Here is a 22,320-nt window from a genome sequence, read left to right as displayed (position 1 = left end):
CTTATCCCCTGATATTGCGCAAACGTATTACTGACTGATATTGGTAGTTTATCGATGGATGTTTAAACCAATGTGCAATAAGCGTTAATTTGATAAAAACTAAGCCATCTTTCGCCGGTAATTTTTCAGCTTTAAAGGAATCTACCACTATTTCATTTGGATCAAACAGCCTTTCCCAACCACTTTCTTGGCAGTTACTCGCACCTCTTTTCCACTCTACTGACTTATTGCTAAGGCGATAGCCAAAGAATTCCGATTCACTGTGTTCTGGCGGTTCCCATTGGTTATTTGTGTTAAGATCATATGCAATAATCAGGCATGAATCCTCACTCTCATCACTTTTATTACTGATTACTATCGGCTTGCCGTCACAATAATGCTGACAATATCCAGCACGGCGAATATCTTTTTCTATAATATGCAACGTTTGTTTAACAAAATAACCTAAACGATATCTTTGATATAACTCCATTATTTGTTTAGTTAAAATAGGGTAACTTTTAGCAATTGCCAGTAAGATAATACTACCAATAGCCATTGCTACAATAACTTCTAATAATGTCATTCCAGATTGATTTTTATATTTCATTATTCCAATAAAGCATCTCTTATTTTAATAAAAAAAACATAATTAATCACAAGCTGGAATTTGATTAAACCTATTATTACTACATGATCTCATCCTGCCTCGAGAAGAAAAAATAATAGATATTTCGCCTGCGGAATTCGCCAAAGTAAAACTCGCGGGTATCATCGTATTTCTTATTCCATGAAACTCTATCTGATCCTTCGTTGCCGAACTGATAATAACATCTTGATGTGGGGAACTTATTCCCTCAACATTTTCCAAATCACAATCAGACAACCCCGAATTAGAGAGCGCTATGCACCAGCCTTTTCCCGTTTTCAACCACAGCATTACCCTTTTGTTCAGATAATTTGCCAAAGATTGTTGCCTGGCTATAAACGTCAATATTTTCTGTGCTGACTCTTGCAATCTGGCTCTTTCCTGGTGATATCCCCATTCCTGTACTCCCCATAAAGAGAATATTGAAACCAAAACAATAACGATCATCAATTCCAACAAAGAAAAACCTAATTGATTATCAATATTATAACGGCCAATTATATTAATGTTATTTCCCATTGATAATTCCTTATATCCTTTCGAAAAACATTTTATTCATTTTAAAAACAGAATAAATACATAATTGAATTTTATGCGAGAGTGCATCAATAAAAAAATAACAATCTATTATCGTTACATTTAAATTGCGTAGAGCTTCGCAAAAATCAACGAGAATAGTTATTTTTGTTTCTTATTATTGTCATACATTGTAAGATTATATGGCTATGAGGAAGAAGCTTCATGAATATAAAAAAGAAAATATCAAGTGCTTTATATAATAATTTTATTGCTATTGATTTATTCTATAAATAATATAAGACCAATGAATAATTAATTGAGAATTTTGCTTTAAATATAACTATCAATAATGGCGTATCGATATTAGAGGTAATAATGTCCGGTGACTGGCCTTTATCGAATTTTTAATGGAGCACTGTTACATTAAACACATCGTATCCCACGCAGAATACGACAAGCTAACCGATTACTACCGGAGAAACAGAGAATAATCAATTTTGCAGTCGTCTAAGAACGGGCTAGTGCTCTGTTTTCAGAGATCCCTTGGCTGACCTACATCGATACCTCAGAACAGTACAAAGAAGCGATGGATTTAATTGATGAGCTTTTCAAAGACTATGACAACAACAAAGGGTTAATTGAGATTCTAAATAAGGTTTCATAATTCCGGCGCACATGATTTTCTTCAACCAATTGTTATACATAGAATTATATGTTATGTAGCGTGTGTAAGGTGTAGCACTATTTTGGAAAGTTATTTAGCTACAACAATTGAACGCTATGAAGATACTGCCCCTGAATTTGCAGAATTTAACCAGGCTATTGAAAATATTCCTACGGGGATTGCAACCCTACGAGTTCTAATGGATCAATACGGTCTTACGCCAGCCGACCTTAAAAACGAAATCGGAGAAGCTTCTCTGGTATCACAAATTCTGAGTGGAACAAAGTCACTGACAGTAACCCATATAAAAGCCCTGAGTAAACGTTTTAAGGTTTCTAGTGCAGTTTTTATCGATTAGCTTTATCTATTTCCACAACTGATTGAGTAACAAAAAGATTTTTTAAGATCTTTCATAATTGCTGTCTTAGGTCGGGTTTAATGCCGATCCTAACCTGACTCTAAGACTAATACACCATAAAGTGTTTTTACTATCAGTGTACGATCAGTAGTTGGTACAAGAGGGTAATTAAATCTTGGTTTGTGCTTGCGTATGCTAATATTTGAATTTCACCCCCGACTACATCATAAATGGCACGGAATTGCCGATCTTTGGAAAACCACTGGTGAAATTGTATTCCTTTATCCAGTAACATTGAGGAATAGCCGTATGCTAACGGGTTTTCCCCAATCAATCTCGATGATTCAATCAATAAATCATCTACCAAATTTTGAGCCGCTTCCAACCCTATTGTGTAAGCCTTGTAGTCTTCAATAATAGAAAGTGTCTGGTAGGCTGTTTCAGCAACTTGAACTTTATATATCACGTCCGACATTCCCTACGTCTACGAAGTGCTTCTTCAGGAGTCATTTTTCTACCATCCATGATATCTTTCTTAGACAGCATAGCGATTTTAAGCAACGCCATCGCCTGTCTTTCTGCGTTTCTATCGGCTTGCTCCCTCTCACGTTCTGCTATCGGTTGAATAAACAATTCAGATATCCCATTTTTGGTAATAAACACGCCGCCCTCGAAATTCTCTGGGTTACTGAGTAGATCCCTAGCTTTTTTTTGAGAAAAGGTATTCATGGTCTTTTTCCTCCTACTTCTATGTATCTGTATACTATACCACCAAAATGAAAAGGGGAACAATTTATAATAAATTGTTCCCCCAGAATGTTGACAAACATAGAAGAGCTATTTTAACCACAACCGTTAAATAGCAACCGGAGCCTTTATTCCTGGATGCGGGTCATAATCAACTATTTCAAAGTCATCAAATTTATAATCAAAAAGTGATTCCGGCTTACGCTTTATCACCAGTTTTGGCAATGAACGCGGCTCACGGCTGAGTTGTAATTTTGTCTGTTCCATATGGTTGCTATAAAGATGGGTGTCACCACCAGTCCAGACAAAATCACCCACTTCCAGATCACACTGTTGCGCCATCATATGCGCCAACAATGCATAGCTGGCAATATTGAACGGTAAGCCAAGGAATACATCACAAGAACGCTGGTAAAGCTGACAAGAAAGTTTGCCATCCGCGACATAAAACTGGAAAAAAGCGTGGCATGGCGCTAATGCCATGTTATCCAGTTCACCAACGTTCCAAGCCGAAACAATGATCCTACGTGAATCTGGATCGTTTTTAAGCTGTTCCAGTACGGTTTTCAATTGGTCAATCTGACAGCCATCAGCGGTGCCCCACGCACGCCATTGCTTACCATACACAGGCCCTAAATCACCATTTTCATCCGCCCATTCATCCCAAATAGTCACTCCATTTTCATGCAGATATTTAATATTGGTATCACCATTCAGAAACCAAAGAAGTTCATGAATAATTGAACGAATATGGCAGCGTTTAGTTGTAACTAGCGGAAAACCATCCTGCAAATTGAAACGCATCTGATGCCCGAAAATGGAGAGAGTCCCCGTCCCGGTACGGTCTGCCTTCGGAGCGCCCTCTGCAAGCACTCTTGTCATTAAATCCAGATACTGTTTCATTTTACCTTTTGTACCTTATTACCTTGGTGTTTGTATGCCCATATCATCATTAAAATTCCCGCCAAAATCATTGGGATAGAAAGAATTTGCCCCATGCTGATCCCGTCGAATAAACCCAATTGTGCATCCGGTTGGCGGAAAAATTCGACTATCACCCGGAAAATACCGTAACCAATTAAGAATAAGCCAGAAACACTGCCCACCGGCCGAGGTTTACGGATATATAAATTTAAGATAATGAACAGAACGATCCCTTCCAACGCCATTTCATAAAGCTGTGAAGGGTGACGTGGCAGAACACCATATTGTTCAAGTACTGATAGCAATGAAGGCTCCGTTGCAGCCAGTGCAATATCTTCACTACGGGAGCTTGGGAACAGCATCGCCCACGGCGTATCCAATGTGACACGTCCCCACAACTCGCCGTTAATAAAATTACCGATTCTCCCCATGCCTAAGCCAAAAGGGACTAACGGTGCAATGAAGTCGGCAACTTGTAAGAAATGGCGTTTCGTTCTGAGACCAAACCACCACATTGCGCAGATAACCCCCATCAAACCACCGTGGAAAGACATCCCACCGTCCCAAACTTTAAACAAATAAAGCGGGTTGTCGAGAAAGGCAGGGAAATTATAAAACAGGACGTAGCCCAGACGGCCACCAACAAATACGCCAGCAAACCCTGCATAAAGTAAGTTCTCTACTTCGTTTTTCGTCCAACCACTATTGGGTTTCGCTGCTCTGCGTGTCGCTAGCCACATGGCGAATACAAACCCAACCAAGTACATGAAACCATACCAATGGAGGGCTATTGGACCTATTGAAAAAATAACCGGGTCAATATTAGGAAATGCCAGGTAGCTGTTACTCATCTTTCCCCACTTAATATTTAGCGTTAATGCCCTAAGGCAAGTGATTGAGAATCATAGCACAGGCGGTTAAACGGATTAAATGCCGCCTCTGACCAAACCGCCAACCCCATGCCGCTCCATAAACGTTGCTGACAACTCCTTTACTCTTAGGCTGGTTTCAGCTTGTAGTATTTCGGCCATTAATTTTTCAACCTGAGTCATCTCCAGATGACGCAATAAATACTTAATTCTTGGCACACTACAACCACTCATACTCAGGCTACGATAGCCAAGACCAATCAATAATAACGCACCCATCGGAGTTCCTGCCATTTCACCACAAATACTGATCGTAAGACCTGTTCGTTGGCTATTTTCAAATACCAGTTTTAATGCCCGAATCACCGCCGGATGCAAACAATCATAAAGAGAAGCGACGTGAGTGTTATTCCGATCCACCGCCAATAGATACTGTGTTAGGTCATTAGTGCCAATAGACACAAAATCGACTCTATTTTTGAGTTGTGGCAGCAAGAAGATCATCGAAGGAACTTCAATCATTACACCGAGCTGAGGCACAGGTATTTGACACGCCAGCATTTGCTCGACTTCCTCTTTCGCCCTGTCTACTAATCGTTTAGCTTCATCAATTTCTTCTACACTCGTCACCATTGGCAACAGGATTTTCAGATTACCCGTATCAACGTTAGCTCTGAGCATTGCCCTAAGCTGAATAAGAAAAATCTCCGGTTGATCCAACGTCACCCGTATACCACGCCATCCCAAACAAGGGTTATCTTCACTAATCGGCATATAAGGCAGTTGTTTATCCGCACCGATATCAAGTGTACGTAATACCACCGGTTTATCAGGAAATAATTGCAACATCTCCTGATAACGCGCTTTTTGTTCATCTTCTGACGGGAAACCACTGTGCAACATAAAGGGTATTTCGGTGCGATAGAGTCCAACACCATCAATACTGTTACTGATTTGTAACTCATATTTCAGGCTCAAACCTGCGTTAAGCTGAACCAGAATGCGTTCACCACTTTTGAGCCGTGCTTCCTGATCAACATCCCCCTCAGCCAGTTTGCTCAGTGCTTTTTCTTCTTCAATAATCTGTTTATATTCCTGCGAAATCAGTGGCTCAGGTTCAATAAAAACTTCTCCACGGAAACCATCAAGAATCAGCATACGATTATGCAGGAGTTCCGGCTGGATATCTGCCCCCATAATGGCCGGGATGCCCATTGCACGTACCAATATGGCAGAATGTGAATGGGTAGCGCCATCACGAACAATAACTCCTGCTAATCTTTCTTGCGGCACTTCTGCCAATAGGTTGGCGCTCAGTTCATCTGCAACCAGAATAAACCATTCAGGCCATTGATGGCTGGCAGTCAATGAATCATCAAGATGAAATAATAATCGCTGCCCAAGCGCCCGTAGATCCGATGCCCTTTCCCGCATATAAGCATCCTGCAAGCTGGCAAATTGTTCCGCGTATTTCTCAATAACTTGTTTAACCGCCCATTGTGCAACAGATCCCTGTTCAACACAGGAGAACAGATCTTGTTTCAACTGAGGATCATTCAAAAGGTAGGAATAAAGATTAAAAATCGCAGCGCTCTCTTTTTGAGAACCCGCGGTAAAACGTTTACTGAGCCGCCGGCATTCCGCAGTTGCATCTTCAAGTGCCTGAATCAAACGAGAACGTTCTGCTGCATGATCAAGGGTTGAAGCTTCAAAAATTTGATCAAGTGAGGGTTGGGAACAATCTTGCCACCCCTGAGCCATCACGATGCCATTGGAAATTGCCAGCGCTTTAATTCTGGTTTGCCGATACTGCCCAAACAAACCCTTAGTCTGAGCTTGAGCAAGGATCACCGCCAGTTGTGTCGCAAGCGTCACCATAAAGGATTCTTCGGTTTCATTAAACAGGCGTTGTTCCTGCTGCTGAACGACTAAAACACCTTGCAACTGGCGACGATAAACCACCGGAACGCCCAAAAACGCGCGGAAGCTATCCTCTTTCACTTGAGGCAAATATTTGAAACTTGGATGACTGCGGGCATCAGCCAGATTAATCAGTTCAGATAATTGACCAACTTGTCCGACAACGCCCTCACCAAAAGCCAAACTGATAGCCTTTCCCCGGGGTTTCCTCAACCCTCGGGTCGCCATCAGGTAATAACACCGCCGTTGATGATCAGCAAGATAGATAGAACAGACATCCGTGTTCATCGCCAAACAGGTTTCGTTCACCAATAGCTCAAGCGCTTCGGCCAGATTGGTTGCCATCGCAACTTTTTCCACAACTTCCCGTAAGCGCATGAGCATAGAACTCACCTAACTTCTTTTGCGACGATAAGAATACGAAGAACGTGGCAGAGATGAGCTTTCCTGCATTGGCATGACAACCGAAGAAAACTCTTTCATCACGCGCCGATAAACATCACGCTTAAAAGAGACAACCTGCCGGACAGGATACCAATAGCTGACCCAACGCCAACCATCGAACTCCGGGGTATTACTGTGTTGCACATTAATATCTTCTTCATTACAGAGCAGTTGTAATAAAAACCACCGCTGTTTTTGACCGATACAGACAGGTCGAGTATCCCAACGCACCAAACGCTTGGGTAATTTGTAACGCAACCAATTACGAGTAGAAGCCAGAACGCGTACATCTTTCCGACCTAAACCCACTTCTTCATACAGTTCCCGGTACATAGCCTGTTCTGGTGATTCCCCCGGATTAATGCCCCCTTGAGGAAATTGCCAGGAATGCTGCCCATAACGCCGCGCCCACAAAACCTGGCCTTGCCGATTACAAATTACAATTCCTACATTCGGGCGGTAGCCATCATCATCGATCACCAGACTACCTCGATAAACTAAATTTGAAAGATGACTAATTGTTTCACACTACCCTCAAGTGGTAAACCTCTATCATTGGACTTTGCAGTCGCTAGCTAAATCTCTACAATAGCGCCATCTCAACGGGGTGCTGGCTGTTTAAAACAGCCTTGCTGAGAGTAAACCCGCCGAACCTGATCCGGCTAATACCGACGTAGGGATTTGAGCTGCTAACTATTTCACAGACATTATCTTGCCGTTTAGCGCTTCCTCAAATCCTTTGCCAATCCTCTTAATGTAAGGAGAGCAAAGTGTTTAAGACGTTATTTTCCAAATTAATCGTACTGATGGTCCTATCAGCCCCTATGTTGCTATTGAGTCAGGTTGTACAAGCTAAACCGGTATTAACGGTCTATACCTATGATTCTTTTGCCGCAGAATGGGGTCCCGGACCCGCAATTAAAAAAGCGTTTGAAGCTGAATGTGACTGTGAACTGAAACTGGTTGCTCTGGAAGATGGTGTTTCCTTGCTCAATCGCCTAAGAATGGAAGGAAAGCGTACTGCCGCCGATATTATTCTTGGATTGGATAACAATTTGATTCAAGCAGCTCAACAAACGGGGCTGTTCACTGAAAGTCAAGTGGATATCAGCAAGCTGGCGCTGCCGGTGTCATGGCATAACCAGATATTTATTCCTTATGACTATGGCTATTTTGCCTTCATTTACAACAAAAAGAGTTTGCCAAACCCACCCAAAAGCATGGATGAGCTAATTAACAGCCCCAATAACTGGAAAGTGATCTATCAAGATCCTCGCACCAGCACACCGGGGCAAGGTTTGCTGTTATGGATGCAGAAAATTTATGGTGATGATGCCCCACAAGCCTGGCAAAAACTGGCAAAGAAAACACTAACTGTTACCAAAGGTTGGAGTGAAGCTTACGGTCTGTTCCTGAAAGGAGAAGGCGATCTGGTACTAAGCTATACCTCTTCACCGGGCTACCACCTCTTATCTGAGAAGACAGAAGATTATGCTGCCGCTACCTTCAATGAAGGTCATTACCTGCAAGTCGAAGTGGCCGCACAACTGGCCTCCAGCAAGCAACCGGAGCTTGCCCGGGAATTTATGCAGTTTATGCTGACCCCAGCTTTCCAACAGGAAATCCCAACTACTAACTGGATGTATCCGGTCATTGATATCCCGCTCCCAGAAGTGTATTCACAGCTTTCAATACCTGAAAAATCACTGCAATATCCCGCAGAAGAAATCGCAAAATACCGAAACCAATGGATTCGTGCATGGCAAAGCGCTGTCAGCCGTTGATAGCCGGATGGCTGTTGCCGGGGGCTATCGCTTCCGGCTTTTTACTATTGGTCGCCTTACTCGCGTTCGGGGCGCTTTGGTTTAACGCGCCTGAACGTAACTGGTCTTTACTGGTAGAAGATAGCTATCTGTGGCATGTGGTACGTTTCACATTCTGGCAAGCTTTTTTGTCGGCGCTGTTTTCTGTTATCCCGGCTATTTTTCTTTCCAGAGCACTCTATCGTCGTCATTTTCCAGGCCGAACTCTACTTCTCCGCCTATGTGCGATGACACTGGTTTTACCTGTATTGGTCGCTCTATTCGGCATTCTGACGGTTTACGGCAGAGCCGGCTGGCTGGCCCAGTTCTGCGAATGGATCAGCATCGATTACCATTTCACCCCTTATGGTTTACCAGGAATTTTGCTGGCACATATCTTCTTTAATATGCCACTCGCTACACGGCTTTTACTGCAATCACTGGAAAACATCGCGGTGGAACAACGGCAATTAGCGGCACAGCTAGGTATGAATGAATGGCAACATTTCCGTTTTGTTGAATGGCCTTATCTACGCCGCCAAATCCTGCCCACTGGCGCACTGATTTTTATGCTCTGTTTCGCCAGTTTTGCTACCGTGCTGGCGTTAGGCGGCGGGCCTGCTGCAACAACTGTCGAACTGGCAATCTATCAGGCGTTAAGCTATGACTACGATCTTAACCGCGCCGCGTTATTGGCTCTGATTCAGATTACCTGCTGTCTTGGCCTTGTACTCCTCAGCCAGAAACTTAACAGTGCTCTATCTGTCGGCTACAGCAACCAACAGCAATGGCGTAATCCACAGGATACTTTGTTGAGAAAAATCTGCGACAGCCTGTTAATTACCGCAGCATTATTACTGCTCGTGCCGCCATTATTGGCAGTTATCGTAGATGGCCTTAACAACGGGTTGCTTAACGTATTGCGCCAGCCTGCATTGTGGCAAGCATTTATCACCTCAGTGGTGATTGCTTTAAGCGCGGGGTTATTATGTGTTTTATTCACTATGATGTTGCTGTGGAGCAGCCGTGAGCTGTACCTGCGTTATTCCCCCCGTTGGGGCCAAACAATGGAGATAAGTGGTTTGTTGATCCTCGCGATGCCCGGCATTGTACTGGCAACAGGATTTTTCTTACTGCTTAACGACACCATCGGCCTGCCCCGTTCACCTTATGGTCTGGTGATTTTAACCAACGCACTGATGGCAATTCCCTATGCACTGAAAGTTCTGGATAATCCAATGAAAGATCTGGCGGCCCGCTATAATCCACTGTGTCGCTCCTTGAATATTCAAGGTATTAACCGACTGCGCTGGATTGAACTAAAAGCACTGAAAGTTCCGCTGGCACAAGCGCTGGCCTTTGCTTGTGTCCTCTCCATTGGAGATTTTGGCGTTATCGCACTATTTGGCAATGAAGATTTCCGTACCCTGCCCTTCTATCTCTACCAGCAAATCGGGGCTTACCGTAGTCAAGATGGCGCGATCACTGCTTTATTGCTGTTATTGTTATGTTTTATGCTGTTTAGTTTACTTGAACGCTTACCGAGACTACGTAATGCTTAAACTTGAAAATCTGACTTACCGCTATGAACATCTGATGATGTGCTTTGATTTGCAAATTCAGGCCGGAGAACGTATCGCAATCCTTGGTCCCAGTGGCGCAGGTAAAAGTACACTCCTGAGCTTGATAGCCGGTTTTCAAACGGCAGAAAAAGGCTCCCTATGGCTGGACGGGGAAAATCATACCAGTACGTCACCAGCTCAACGCCCGGTCTCCATGTTATTTCAAGAAAATAATCTCTTCTCTCATTTAACAATTGAGCAGAATATTGGGCTAGGCTTACATCCCGGATTACGCCTTAATAGCACGCAGAAACAGACATTACAGCAAATAATCTCTCAAGTTTCGTTGGAAGATTGCCTGACTCGTTTGCCCGCTCAACTTTCTGGTGGACAACGGCAGCGGGCAGCATTAGCTCGTTGCCTGGTACGCCAGCAGCCCATTTTATTACTTGACGAGCCTTTTTCAGCCTTAGATCCGGCACTGCGTAATGAAATGCTGGTATTACTGGAGCAAGTTTGCCATGAACGCCAGCTTACATTACTGATGGTTTCCCATAATCTAGATGATGCCGCTCGTATAGCTGATCGCGCTTTATTAATTGTTGATGGTAATATTCATTATGACGGTTCAACAAATGCTCTGGCTGCCGGTGCTGTTTCTGAGGCAGCTATTTTGGGGAGGCAGGTCGCTTCTATTTAGTAGTACTTCGATTATTTCCTTCTGTGACCAAAGTCTATATTTTAAAAATAAAACTGGGTAATATAAATCTTTTTTGTTATAAGTGTTTTTTATGTGTTAATTTTTAATAAAGGATTTAATAATGTCTAATTTGATTTATGCGACCATAAAAGGAAAGAACCAAGGGTTAATTTCAGCTGGCTGTTCTACTTTTGATTCTATTGGTAATAAATATCAAGAGAACCACCGGGATCAAATATTAGTTTACTCCGTTACACATTCTTTAACTCGAGTACAACATGTAAGCCATCATCCTTTTAATATCATAAAATCCATCGATAAATCCTCTCCTTTACTTGGACTAGCAATTTCAAACAACGAAGAACTTCATATCCTGTTAGATTTTTATAGAATTTAATCAGAAAGCGCTCAAGAAAAGTTTTATTCAATAGAATTAACAAAAGCAAAAATAAACGCTTTTAATACTAATTACCCCCCACTCTTTAAATAAGACTCCAAAATAGCGCTACATCTTATACTACCCATAATTCTATGTATAACAATTGGTTGGAGAAGATCATATGTAGCAGAATTATGAAACGTTATTTAACTCATGCAGAAAATCAGCCAGAAGAGAGTATCTCTGTCATTTATCAGAATATAACGTGGAGTCATCACATTGCTGCTACTTCTGCTTATAGCATCAGAGATGATGAGGTTTATTAAGAATGAATAAATTACGTGACAGGGTATTAAGTAATAATTTTTGTACATATAACCCAAGTTCCAGGTCATCTAAACAATAAAATTAGATCAATAAGCTATTTTGTTTTTTCCTCCATTTTTATTCTTTATTGGTTCTATACTTACTACGCTAGATTTATGCTTTATTGCTAGACGGGATAAGCGTAATGGTGTCTAACCTGAGGGTTTTATAAGTTTAATCCGTCTTTTAACTTTATTAAAATCCCCATAAATAACTTAAATTCTTTGGTAGGTTTTTCTTTAATATTTCACCTGATCTATTTACCTCTATTTTTTAAGGTTGAGTTAGATATAATTCATATTTTTATAGCCATTTAACAATAAAAATTCAAAATAATACACTTAAGAATAAAGCTAGATAATATTAAAAACGTATCGAAAATAACGAATAAAATACGTTTTCTACGACTATACTCTTATAAATATATTCAATAATACCTGTCTACTTCATTAGAGCTATTTATTTTCCATTCTTTGCAATTAACTCGGCAATGTTTCAATTATCATTTATGCACCACATCACAATATAGTGAGATCAGACAACTGTATAGATAACCATGATTTAATGCTATGATTGTAGTTATTTTCAACAAATATAAGCGTCTGCCTCTATATGCAACAGAATCATGCTGAACAAGGTTTTATACTGACACGCCATTGGCGGGATACTCCCTCGGGTATTGAAGTAACATACTGGCTAGCAACGGATCAGGGGCCACGTCGTATCAAAGTTCTTCACCAACAAGCGGTCGCTTTCATCCCGCAAGCCAATATGCCTCAGGTGGAAAAAATTCTGGCGCAAGAGCGCAACTGCCATCTCCGCCCACTCTCATTAAAAGATTTCAATCGCCAACCTGTCGCAGCGCTTTATTGCCATCAATACCGCCAATTACAACGGATTGAGAAAGTGCTACAGCAACAGGAAATTCAGGTTTATGAAGCAGATATCCGTCCACCAGACAAGTTTATGATGGAACGTTTTATCACTGCTCCCATTTGGTTCAGTCAGGCTCCTAATGGTAGCTATCAGATGAAGCCCAACCCTGTTTATCGCCCAACATTGAAATGGGTATCCCTGGATATTGAAACCAGCCAGCACGGAGAACTTTATTCCATTGGATTAGCAGGATGTGATCAGCAAAAAGTATTTATGCTTGGCCCTGCTAACAGTAATGAGCGCCCGGTAGATTTTGATTTGGAATATGTGGCCAGTCGCCCGCAAATGCTGGAAAGACTCAACGAGTGGCTGGAAAAATATGACCCTGACGCCATTATTGGCTGGAACCTGATTCAGTTCGATCTGCGGATTTTACAAAAACATGCTGAACGCTACGGTATTCCACTGAAATTTGGACGGGCCGGAGGGTTACTGGAGTGGCGGGAACACGGCTTTAAACCGGGGCACTTTTTCGCTTCCACTACCGGTCGGTTGATTATTGATGGTATTGAAGCACTGAAAACCGCTACCTGGAATTTTCCTTCTTTCAGTCTGGAATATGTCTCGCAAGAACTATTAGGCGAAGGCAAAGCCATTGATACACCCTATCAGCGTATGGATGAGATTGACCGCCGTTTCCAGCAAGATAAGCCCGCACTGGCACAATATAATCTGCAAGACTGTATTCTGGTAAACCAGATTTTCGATAAAACCCACTTAATGAAGTTCCTGTTGGAAAGGGCGACAGTTACCGGTCTCGCCGTAGATCGCAGTGGCGGTTCAGTCACCGCTTTCACCCATCTTTACATGCCAAAAATGCACCGCATCGGTTATGTTGCCCCAAATCCAGGCGAGAAGCCGCTGGATAACAGCCCCGGAGGTTTCGTGATGGATTCTCGCCCCGGCTTGTATGATTCAGTGCTGGTGCTGGATTATAAAAGTCTGTATCCCTCGATTATTCGCACTTTTCTTATCGATCCTGTCGGGATGGTGGAAGGTCTGGCACAGCCGGACAGCGAGCATGCGGTTCCCGGTTTCCGCAATGCCTTCTTTTCCCGTACTCAGCACTGTCTGCCTGATATCGTGACGCAAATCTGGTATGAACGTGACGCAGCAAAAAAACAGCATAACTCCCCATTGTCACAAGCATTGAAGATCATCATGAACGCTTTCTACGGCGTTCTTGGGGCGGAGGGCTGTCGCTTCTTCGACCCACGCCTGACCTCTTCCATTACTATGCGCGGCCACGAAATTATGCTCCAGACCAGAAAGCTGATTGAATCTCAAAACTATCAAGTTATCTACGGTGATACAGATTCTATCTTTATTTGGCTGAAACAGGCGCATGAAGAAGAACAGGCTCTCAGTATCGGCAAAGAACTTGCGCGATTCGTTAACCAATGGTGGCAAAAACACCTACAAGAACATTTTGGGCTTAAAAGCACCCTTGAATTGGAACTTGAAACTCACTATCGCCGTTTTCTGATGCCAACCATCCGTGGGGCTGAACAAGGCAGTAAAAAGCGTTATGCCGGTCTGAGTGGTGACCGCATAGTCTATAAAGGTCTGGAAACAGTACGCACTGACTGGACACCGCTGGCGCAAAATTTCCAGAAGCAACTGTATTCACTGATTTTTCATGAACAGCCTTATCAAGAGTTTATCCGTGGTTATGTTACCAGTACCCTAAAAGGAAAATTTGATGATAAACTAATCTACCGTAAAAGGTTGGGCCGTAAGTTGTCTGACTATCAGCGCAATGTACCACCCCATGTGAGGGCAGCAAGGCTGGCAGATGAATACAATCTGCAACATAACCGGCCCTTGCAGTACCAAAATGGGGGTTGGATAAGCTATGTCATGACACAATCCGGGCCGGAACCACTGGAAAATCTGCATTCACCACCAGACTATGATCACTATATCAATAAGCAACTTCAGCCTATCGCTGACGCTATCCTGCCGTTTTTACAGGATGATTTTGTAACTTTACTCACCGGACAGATGGTAATGCCTTTTGGCTAATTACTATTTGGCTGATTACTATTTTTTGCAGGTGACGACCGGCTTTGCTTCCATTAACATATCGCCCCTTTGACGAGTGATAAGGGAACTAACGGGGTGTCTTGCTATCTGCCCATTATCTCCGTTAGACCAAATAAAAAGCTGTCGTCCTCCACTTATAAATAACATTATCTAACAGAAACTGAGTTAAAATTTATGCCATTTACCCTCGGTCAACGCTGGATCAGCGATACAGAAAGCGAACTTGGATTAGGAACCGTTGTTGCACTGGACGCACGAATGGTCACTTTGCTCTTTCCTGCCAGCGGTGAAAACCGCCTCTATGCACGCAATGATTCTCCTATTACCCGTGTTATGTTTAACTCGGGGGATGTTGTCACCAGCCATGAAGGCTGGCAACTCAAAGTGGATGAAGTCCAACTAGAAAATGGCCTGCTGATTTATACAGGCACACGACTTGATACTCTGGAAGAGAATATCAGTCTGCGCGAAGTATTCCTTGACAGTAAACTTACCTTCAACAAACCACAGGATCGCCTGTTTGCTGGTCAGATTGACCGTATGGACCGCTTTGCCTTGCGTTTTCGCGCCCGTAAATATCAAAGCGAACAATTTAAACTGGCTGAAAGCGGCTTGCGGGGTATCCGCGCCAGCCTGATCCCTCATCAACTTCATATCGCTAATGAAGTCGGCAAACGCTACGCGCCAAGGGTTCTATTGGCCGATGAAGTCGGTTTAGGTAAAACCATCGAAGCCGGGATGATCATCCACCAGCAATTGCTGGCCGGTCGTGCTGAACGCGTTCTAGTGATTGTACCCGATAGCCTTCAACATCAATGGCTGGTAGAAATGCTACGCCGTTTCAACCTGCGTTTTGCCCTGTTTGACGATAGCCGCTATACCGAAGCACGACACGATAGTGATAATCCATTTGAAACAGAACAATTGATACTCTGTTCACTGGATTTTGTCCGCCGTAATAAACAGCGTTTTGAGCATATGCTTGAAGCTAGCTGGGATCTGATGGTGGTGGATGAAGCTCATCATCTGGCCTGGAGCGAGGATGCTCCTAGCCGTGAATACCAGGTTGTCGAGCAATTAGCTGAACAGATCCCAAGTGTACTGCTATTGACTGCAACACCAGAACAGCTAGGGCAAGAAAGCCATTTTGCCCGTCTACGTCTACTTGATCCAAACCGTTTCCACGATTATCAGGCTTTTATCGACGAACAACAAAAATACCGTCCAGTTGCCGATGCTGTCACACTGCTGTTATCCGGTGAACAACTTAATAATAATCAATTAAACCTAATGGGTGAATTGATTAGCGAGCAAGATATTGAGCCTCTGCTGAAAGCCGCCAATAGTAATAGCGATGAAAGTGAAACCGCACGCCGTGAACTGATTTCCATGCTGATGGATCGTCACGGCACCAGCCGTATTCTGTTCCGTAATACCCGTAATGGTGTAAAAGGCTTCCCCCGTCGCGAACTGCACCAGATCAAGTTACCTCTGCCATCCCAATATCAGACCGCTATTAAAGTCTCCGATATTATGGGCGCTAAAAAATCGCTGGAAGCTCGCGCATGGGATATGCTCTACCCAGAACAAATTTATCAGGAGTTTGAAGGCGAAAACGCGACCTGGTGGAACTTTGATCCCCGCGTAGAGTGGCTACTTGGTTTTCTGACGGCAAATCGTCATGAAAAAGTGCTGGTAATTTGTGCTAAAGCAACCACTGCTCTGCAACTGGAACAAGTACTACGTGAGCGCGAAGGGATTCGTGGCGCGGTTTTCCATGAAGGTCTATCACTGATTGAACGTGATCGCGCCGCAGCCTATTTTGCTTCCGCAGAAGAAGGCGCTCAGGTATTACTGTGCTCCGAAATTGGCTCAGAAGGCCGCAACTTCCAGTTCGCTAACCAATTAGTGATGTTTGATTTACCATTCAATCCGGATTTACTGGAACAGCGTATCGGACGCCTGGATCGCATCGGCCAAAGCCGTGATATCCAGATTAGTGTGCCTTATCTGGAAAATACCGCCCAAGCCGTCCTGATTCGTTGGTATCATGAAGGTTTGGATGCATTCGAGTATACCTGCCCAACCGGTCGTACTATTTATGATCACTATTATGAAACTCTGCTGAACTATCTTGCCAAACCCAATAGCCAGGAAAAATTTGGTGAATTTATTGATCAGTGCCGCCAGCAACATGAGCAACTCAAACAGCAACTGGAGCAAGGCCGTGACCGGTTGCTGGAAATGAACTCCAACGGCGGCGAACATGGTTTGCAACTGGCGGAAAAAATTTCAGAGTATGATAATGATACTGATCTAGTAAACTTCTCCCTCAACTTATTTGATATCGTTGGTATCAATCAGGAAGATCGCAATGACAACATGATAGTGCTGACACCATCCGATCACATGCTGGTCCCAGATTTCCCTGGGTTACCAAAAGATGGTTGTACTATCACTTTTGATCGTGAACAGTCACTGTCCCGTGAAGATGCCCAGTTTATCAGTTGGGAGCACCCAATTATTCGTAATGGTTTGGATCTGATCCTTTCCGGTGATACGGGTAGCTGTGCGGTATCCATTTTGAAAAATAAAGCATTACCTGTCGGAACCCTGCTGGTAGAACTGATCTACGTAGTTGAAGCTCAAGCCCCGAAACACCTGCAATTGACCCGTTTCCTTCCACCAACGCCATTGCGGATACTGATGGACCTGAAAGGCAATAATCTGGCTGGTCAGGTGGAGTTTGAAAGCTTTAACCGCCAGCTTAATGCAGTGAATCGTCATACAGCAAGTAAACTGGTCAATGCGGTACAAAAAGAAGTTCACGCTATTTTGCAACAGGCCGAAGGTTTAGTAGAGACTCAGGCTCAATCATTGATTGAACAAGCGAAACAGCAAGCAGATGAAAATCTCACTGCTGAACTTTCCCGTTTGGAAGCATTGAAGGCCGTCAATCCAAATATTCGTGATGATGAATTGGAAGCCATTGAATCCAATCGCCAACAGTTGCTGCTTAACTTAAATCAGGCAAGCTGGCGTCTGGATGCTATTCGCCTTGTTGTCGTTACGCATCAGTAAATATTAGCAATACCCGGAGGCTAAATCGGAATGGGGTAAATTTTACTAAGCACCCTATTCCACGCCTCCCCTAATATTCAGCTACCGGAGTCCCAATGGAAGCTTATAACCCTCCTACCGATCCTTGGTTACATGTGCTTTATCAGGATCAACATATCATCGTAGTCAATAAACCCAGCGGGTTACTTTCTGTTCCCGGTCGGGCAGAAGAACATAAAGACAGTATTATGACGCGGATACAACAGCAGTTTCCCGTAGCAGAATCTGTTCACCGACTAGATATGGCAACCAGCGGCGTAATGGTAGTTGCATTAACCAAAGACGCAGAACGTGAATTGAAACGCCAATTCCGTGAACGAGAACCGGAAAAAACCTATATTGCACGGGTTTGGGGACATCTGGAACCAAAAACTGGTCTTGTCGATCTACCGCTGATTTGTGACTGGCCGAACCGGCCAAAGCAGAAAGTGTGCTTTGAAACCGGGAAATCGGCTCAAACTGAATACGAAATACTCGCTTACGAAGATGAGGCAACTCGAGTAAAACTCTCACCGATAACCGGTCGTTCACATCAGCTCAGGGTACATATGCTAGCACTTGAACACCCGATTCTGGGAGATAGGTTTTACGCTCATCAGCAGGCAAGAGCAATGGCGCCTCGCCTGCAATTACATGCACAAGAGTTATATATCACACATCCGGCCTATGGAACGCCAATGCATTTTCAGTGTAAAGCCGATTTTTGATTAATAGACAAATACAGTAACCGAATCCAATGAAGCCAATATCAAACATAAGGCCAAGCCACAACAAGCTAAAAGAACACGGATATTTGCCATTTTTTACCTTCCTCCTAAATTAAAACAAAATAAAACATAAAATATTCTAATATTTTAGAGAAATAAAAAATAAACTCAACAACCGTAGGGGATGTTATTCCCCTATACATTTAGTAGTAGCATGTTTTTAAAGATAAAAAAATAGCCTATTTAAAACCCTTCTCTTTTTTAATGAGATCATAGGCAGCCTGAATTGACTGGGCCTTTTGTTTAGCAATCTCCATCATTTCCGGTGGTAAACCTTTTGCTACCAGCTTATCTGGATGGTGTTCACTCATCAATCTACGATAGGCACGTTTAATGGTCGTCGCGTCATCCTTTTCACGCACACCCAACACCTTACAAGCGTCCGCGAGTGTTGGCCCCTGCGCGACCCCTTGATAACCGCCATACTGCTGTTGCCGCCACTCTCCACCATCACCGAAATTGCGGCCACCTTCCATCATGGCAAGGAATTGTTCAAATTGATTACGAGAGATCCCAAGTTCATCAGCAATAATAAACAGCACTTTCCTTTCATTCGGATGCAATTGCCCATCAGAAAATGCAGCCTGTAATTGGATCTCCAAAAACATACGAACTAAGTCAGACCGGCCAAAACAGGCACGACGCAATTGTCTTAGTGTCTCACGCAAAGGAAAATTGGGCTCTTTACCTTCACGAAAAGCCTGCTGTGCCGCGATCCTGGCTTGTCCATGAAGTTGCATTCGATCCATTAACTGGCTCGCAAGACGAATATCTGTTTCAGTCACCCGCCCTTTTGATTTAGTAATATGCCCCATCACCTGAAAAGTACTACTGAAAAATAGCAATTGACGAGACTGATTATTTGCGAAAAAACCTTGGTTTCTCCGTGCACTGGCCCTATCAAGCATATGACCAATAAACAGACCAATGACAATCCCCCAAAAGCCGGCTCCAGACACAACACCAAAAATCAGCCCAAGCAATTTTCCCCAATAATGCATATACTCCTCAATTCACCAATGCTCTGAGTGTCGTTTTGCATTATCATACTATTCATTCAGCTCCGTGCCTAACGGCAAGATAAGTATAAGGTATGACTTTACACTGGCGCATATTCATCGAGTGCGCTAGTCTCTTGAGGTTTGCCCGGCATAACGCCACTGATGACGGAACCGCATAAATATCTATGAAGAAATGTTATCCAACTTTGCTGGCCACAACGGTATGGGCCGCACTTTATGGTCAGCATGCACATGCTGATCTCGCAGCACAATGTATGCTGGGTATACCTGTTTATGATCAGCCAATCATTAATGGCGATCTCAATCAACTTCCTATCAATATTCTGGCAGATGATTCACGCGCAGATTATCCACGCTCTGCTAAATTTATCGGTAATGTCAATATTAAACAGGGTAATAAGACCCTAACCGCAGATAAAGTACAGCTTGATCAGACAGAAGATGAAGTTCCGTTAAGAACCGTGACTGCAACAGGTAATGTTCATTATGACGATCCTCAGATTATTCTAAAAGGTCCACGCGCCTGGTCTAATTTAAATAATAAAGATACCGATATGTATCAGGGTGATTATCAGATGGTCGGGCGTCAGGGGCGCGGCACCGCGGACAAAATGAAACTGCGTGGCGAGAACCGTTATGCCATTCTGGATAAAGGTACTTTTACCTCCTGCCTGCCGGGTAATGATAGCTGGAGCGTTGTCGGCTCCGAAGTTATTCTCGATCGTGAAGAAGAAGTGGCTGAAATATGGAATGCCCGTTTCAGGGTGGCGAATGTTCCAGTATTTTACAGTCCGTATCTTCAATTACCGATCGGTAATAAACGCCGTTCCGGTTTTCTTATTCCTAACGCCAGCTATTCCAAAAAAGACGGCTTTGAATTTCAGCTACCTTATTACTGGAATATCGCCCCGAATTATGATGCGACGATTACACCGCACTATATCAGTAAACGTGGTTTAAAACTGGATAATGAATTCCGTTATTTAACCAAAGCAGGCACAGGCACCCTCGCTCTCGACTGGCTGAATAACGACGAGCAGTATGTCAAAGACAAAAAGACAAACACACGTACCGCCAGAGAGAGTGATAATCGTTGGTTATTTTATTGGAGACACAGTGGTGTGATGGATAGGGTATGGCGTTTTAATATCGACTATACCAAAGTCAGTGATCCCGAATATTTTTCTGATTTCAGCTCTCAGTATGGTTCCACCACCGATGGCTACGCTACGCAAAAATTCAGTCTGGGCTATGCTCAACAGAACTGGAATGCCACGCTATCAACTAAACAGTTCCAAATTTTTTCTAAAGATACCAGTAGAAAAGCTTACAGAGCTGAACCACAGTTGGATTTGAACTATTACAAAAACGATCTCGGGCCATTTGATCTTAAAGTTTATGGTCAGGCGGTAAAATTCACCAGCGTAGGCAAAAACAACCCGGAAGCAACCCGCTGGCATCTGGAACCCTCCATTAACCTGCCACTCTCTAATGGTTGGTCCAGTATGAATAATGAAGTTAAGCTGATGGCGACTCACTATCAGCAGGATATTCCTAAATCTCTTGAGAATTCTGAATATAAAGAATCTGTTAACCGGGTCCTGCCACAGTTCAAAAGCGAAGCCAAAATGGTATTTGAGCGTTCAACATACCTGAACAGCAATTACACTCAAACGCTAGAACCGCAGGTTCAGTATCTGTATGTGCCATACAAAGATCAGGATAATATCAACAATTTCGACTCATCTTTACTACAAACTGACTATACCGGCCTGTTCCGTGACCGCTTCTATGGTGGTCTGGACCGTATTTCATCTGCCAATCAAGTGACTACCGGTCTTACTACCCGCCTTTATGATGAAGGTTTAGTTGAACGTTTTAACCTGTCATTAGGTCAAATCTATTACTTTGAACGTCCACGCACCGGTAAAGAAACCATCATCAACAGTAAAGATAGTACAGGTATGATGACCTGGGCAGGTGATACTTACTGGAAAATTAATGATTCCTGGGGCTTGAAAGGTGGCATGCAATACGATACTCGCCTAAGCAGCGTAACGATGGGAAATGCAGTGCTAGAATATCGCCGTGATGAAGACCGACTTGTGCAATTGAACTATCGTTTTGTTGACAGTGATTATATCCAAGCTACAGCTAAAAGCGCTCCGGCTTTCCAGCAAGGGATTTCTCAAGTCGGTCTGGTTACAAGTTGGCCGTTAAGTGATCGCTGGGGTTTCGTAGGCGCTTATTACTACGATACTAAAGAACAGCAACCGGCAAGTCAGTTAGTGGGTTTGCAGTACAACACTTGTTGCTGGGCAATCAACGTTGGTTATGAACGCAAGATCATTGGTTGGAAAGACAACGATAGCGAATATGACAACAAATGGTCATTTAATTTTGAACTTCGTGGCTTAAGTAACAATCATAGTTTAGGTAGCCAGAAAATGTTGAAGTCTGGCATCATGCCATACCAACGAGCATTCTGATGCCAATAGCGTTTTGATATTAAACACGATAAATCCGCTACTGCGGAACCTACATATG

18 protein-coding genes, 1 pseudogene and 1 riboswitch are annotated in these 22,320 nt (G+C 43.2%); of the genes and pseudogenes, 10 read left to right on the top strand and 9 right to left on the bottom strand.

Annotated features, from left to right (window positions below):
- Position 1: 1 nt before the first annotated feature.
- Both Phpb_RS21255 and Phpb_RS21250 read right to left on the bottom strand, forming a co-directional pair.
- On the bottom strand, positions 2–589 hold the full coding sequence (locus Phpb_RS21255) for a prepilin peptidase-dependent protein (RefSeq protein ID WP_065392112.1): 588 nt from the start codon (positions 587–589) through the stop codon (positions 2–4).
- 42 nt (positions 590–631) lie between these two features.
- On the bottom strand, positions 632–1,147 hold the full coding sequence (locus Phpb_RS21250) for a prepilin peptidase-dependent protein (protein ID WP_065392111.1): 516 nt from the start codon (positions 1,145–1,147) through the stop codon (positions 632–634).
- Between the two features lie 526 nt (positions 1,148–1,673).
- On the opposite strand from Phpb_RS21250, the gene Phpb_RS27735 reads away from it, so the two are divergent.
- Positions 1,674–1,811 carry a hypothetical protein gene (locus Phpb_RS27735; RefSeq protein ID WP_489739831.1) on the top strand — a complete coding sequence of 46 codons (138 nt, stop codon included), beginning with the start codon at positions 1,674–1,676 and terminating at the stop codon, positions 1,809–1,811.
- Between the two features lie 82 nt (positions 1,812–1,893).
- Positions 1,894–2,169, top strand: a complete 276-nt coding sequence (locus tag Phpb_RS21245) for a helix-turn-helix domain-containing protein (protein ID WP_075489578.1) — start codon at positions 1,894–1,896, stop codon at positions 2,167–2,169.
- 133 nt (positions 2,170–2,302) lie between these two features.
- Here the strand turns inward: Phpb_RS21245 and Phpb_RS21240 are convergent, their stop codons facing one another.
- From Phpb_RS21240 to rppH, 6 genes are all read right to left on the bottom strand, one after another.
- Positions 2,303–2,635 (bottom strand): hypothetical protein, encoded by a 333-nt coding sequence (locus Phpb_RS21240; protein ID WP_052739388.1) that lies wholly within the window; start codon positions 2,633–2,635, stop codon positions 2,303–2,305.
- The gene (locus Phpb_RS21235) at positions 2,632–2,898 is read right to left on the bottom strand and encodes a hypothetical protein (RefSeq protein WP_046394836.1); all 267 of its coding nucleotides are present in this window, start codon (positions 2,896–2,898) and stop codon (positions 2,632–2,634) included. Before Phpb_RS21235 ends, Phpb_RS21240 begins: the two co-directional genes overlap by 4 nt.
- Positions 2,899–3,024: 126 nt before the next feature.
- Entirely contained in the window at positions 3,025–3,819 is a 795-nt protein-coding gene (thyA, locus tag Phpb_RS21230; protein ID WP_065392110.1) for a thymidylate synthase, read from the bottom strand.
- On the bottom strand, positions 3,816–4,691 hold the full coding sequence (gene lgt / locus Phpb_RS21225) for a prolipoprotein diacylglyceryl transferase (protein WP_065392109.1): 876 nt from the start codon (positions 4,689–4,691) through the stop codon (positions 3,816–3,818). The genes thyA and lgt overlap by 4 nt, the downstream gene beginning before the upstream one ends.
- Before the next feature lie 75 nt (positions 4,692–4,766).
- Positions 4,767–7,013 (bottom strand): phosphoenolpyruvate--protein phosphotransferase, encoded by a 2,247-nt coding sequence (ptsP, locus tag Phpb_RS21220; protein WP_065392108.1) that lies wholly within the window; start codon positions 7,011–7,013, stop codon positions 4,767–4,769.
- A 9-nt stretch (positions 7,014–7,022) separates the two neighbouring features.
- Positions 7,023–7,553 (bottom strand): RNA pyrophosphohydrolase, encoded by a 531-nt coding sequence (rppH, locus tag Phpb_RS21215; protein WP_036812197.1) that lies wholly within the window; start codon positions 7,551–7,553, stop codon positions 7,023–7,025.
- A 113-nt stretch (positions 7,554–7,666) separates the two neighbouring features.
- Positions 7,667–7,771: riboswitch (TPP riboswitch) on the top strand.
- A 72-nt stretch (positions 7,772–7,843) separates the two neighbouring features.
- Here rppH and thiB point away from each other — a divergent pair.
- The 7 genes and pseudogenes from thiB (at position 7,844) to rluA (ending at position 18,691) form a co-directional block, all read left to right on the top strand.
- Positions 7,844–8,857, top strand: a complete 1,014-nt coding sequence (gene thiB, locus Phpb_RS21210) for a thiamine ABC transporter substrate binding subunit (protein WP_065392107.1) — start codon at positions 7,844–7,846, stop codon at positions 8,855–8,857.
- Positions 8,833–10,437 (top strand): thiamine/thiamine pyrophosphate ABC transporter permease ThiP, encoded by a 1,605-nt coding sequence (gene thiP, locus Phpb_RS21205; protein WP_065392106.1) that lies wholly within the window; start codon positions 8,833–8,835, stop codon positions 10,435–10,437. Before thiB ends, thiP begins: the two co-directional genes overlap by 25 nt.
- Entirely contained in the window at positions 10,430–11,137 is a 708-nt protein-coding gene (gene thiQ, locus Phpb_RS21200) for a thiamine ABC transporter ATP-binding protein ThiQ (RefSeq protein WP_065392105.1), read from the top strand. The genes thiP and thiQ overlap by 8 nt, the downstream gene beginning before the upstream one ends.
- A gap of 121 nt (positions 11,138–11,258) precedes the next feature.
- A pseudogene (locus Phpb_RS27705) lies at positions 11,259–11,842 on the top strand (Hcp family type VI secretion system effector).
- Between the two features lie 652 nt (positions 11,843–12,494).
- Complete coding sequence (locus Phpb_RS21190) at positions 12,495–14,843, top strand: DNA polymerase II (protein ID WP_065392103.1); 2,349 nt, start codon at positions 12,495–12,497, stop codon at positions 14,841–14,843.
- Between the two features lie 195 nt (positions 14,844–15,038).
- A complete protein-coding gene (rapA, locus tag Phpb_RS21185; RefSeq protein ID WP_065392102.1) occupies positions 15,039–17,945 on the top strand; it encodes an RNA polymerase-associated protein RapA in 2,907 nt (968 codons plus the stop codon).
- Positions 17,946–18,040: 95 nt separating this feature from the next.
- Positions 18,041–18,691: a bifunctional tRNA pseudouridine(32) synthase/23S rRNA pseudouridine(746) synthase RluA gene (gene rluA / locus Phpb_RS21180; RefSeq protein ID WP_065392101.1), complete on the top strand. Its 651-nt coding sequence runs from the start codon at positions 18,041–18,043 to the stop codon at positions 18,689–18,691.
- A gap of 239 nt (positions 18,692–18,930) precedes the next feature.
- Here the strand turns inward: rluA and djlA are convergent, their stop codons facing one another.
- Positions 18,931–19,752 (bottom strand): co-chaperone DjlA, encoded by an 822-nt coding sequence (gene djlA, locus Phpb_RS21175; RefSeq protein WP_065392100.1) that lies wholly within the window; start codon positions 19,750–19,752, stop codon positions 18,931–18,933.
- 185 nt (positions 19,753–19,937) lie between these two features.
- Between djlA and lptD the strand changes: the two genes are divergently transcribed.
- Positions 19,938–22,262 (top strand): LPS assembly protein LptD, encoded by a 2,325-nt coding sequence (gene lptD, locus Phpb_RS21170; protein ID WP_065392099.1) that lies wholly within the window; start codon positions 19,938–19,940, stop codon positions 22,260–22,262.
- Positions 22,263–22,320 lie beyond the last annotated feature (58 nt).

This window comes from Photorhabdus namnaonensis (genome assembly GCF_001684335.1).
Taxonomy (GTDB): Bacteria; Pseudomonadota; Gammaproteobacteria; order Enterobacterales; family Enterobacteriaceae; genus Photorhabdus; species Photorhabdus namnaonensis.
The sequence above is the reverse complement of the archived record's forward strand: the minus strand, read 5'-3'. Positions and strand labels throughout refer to the sequence as shown.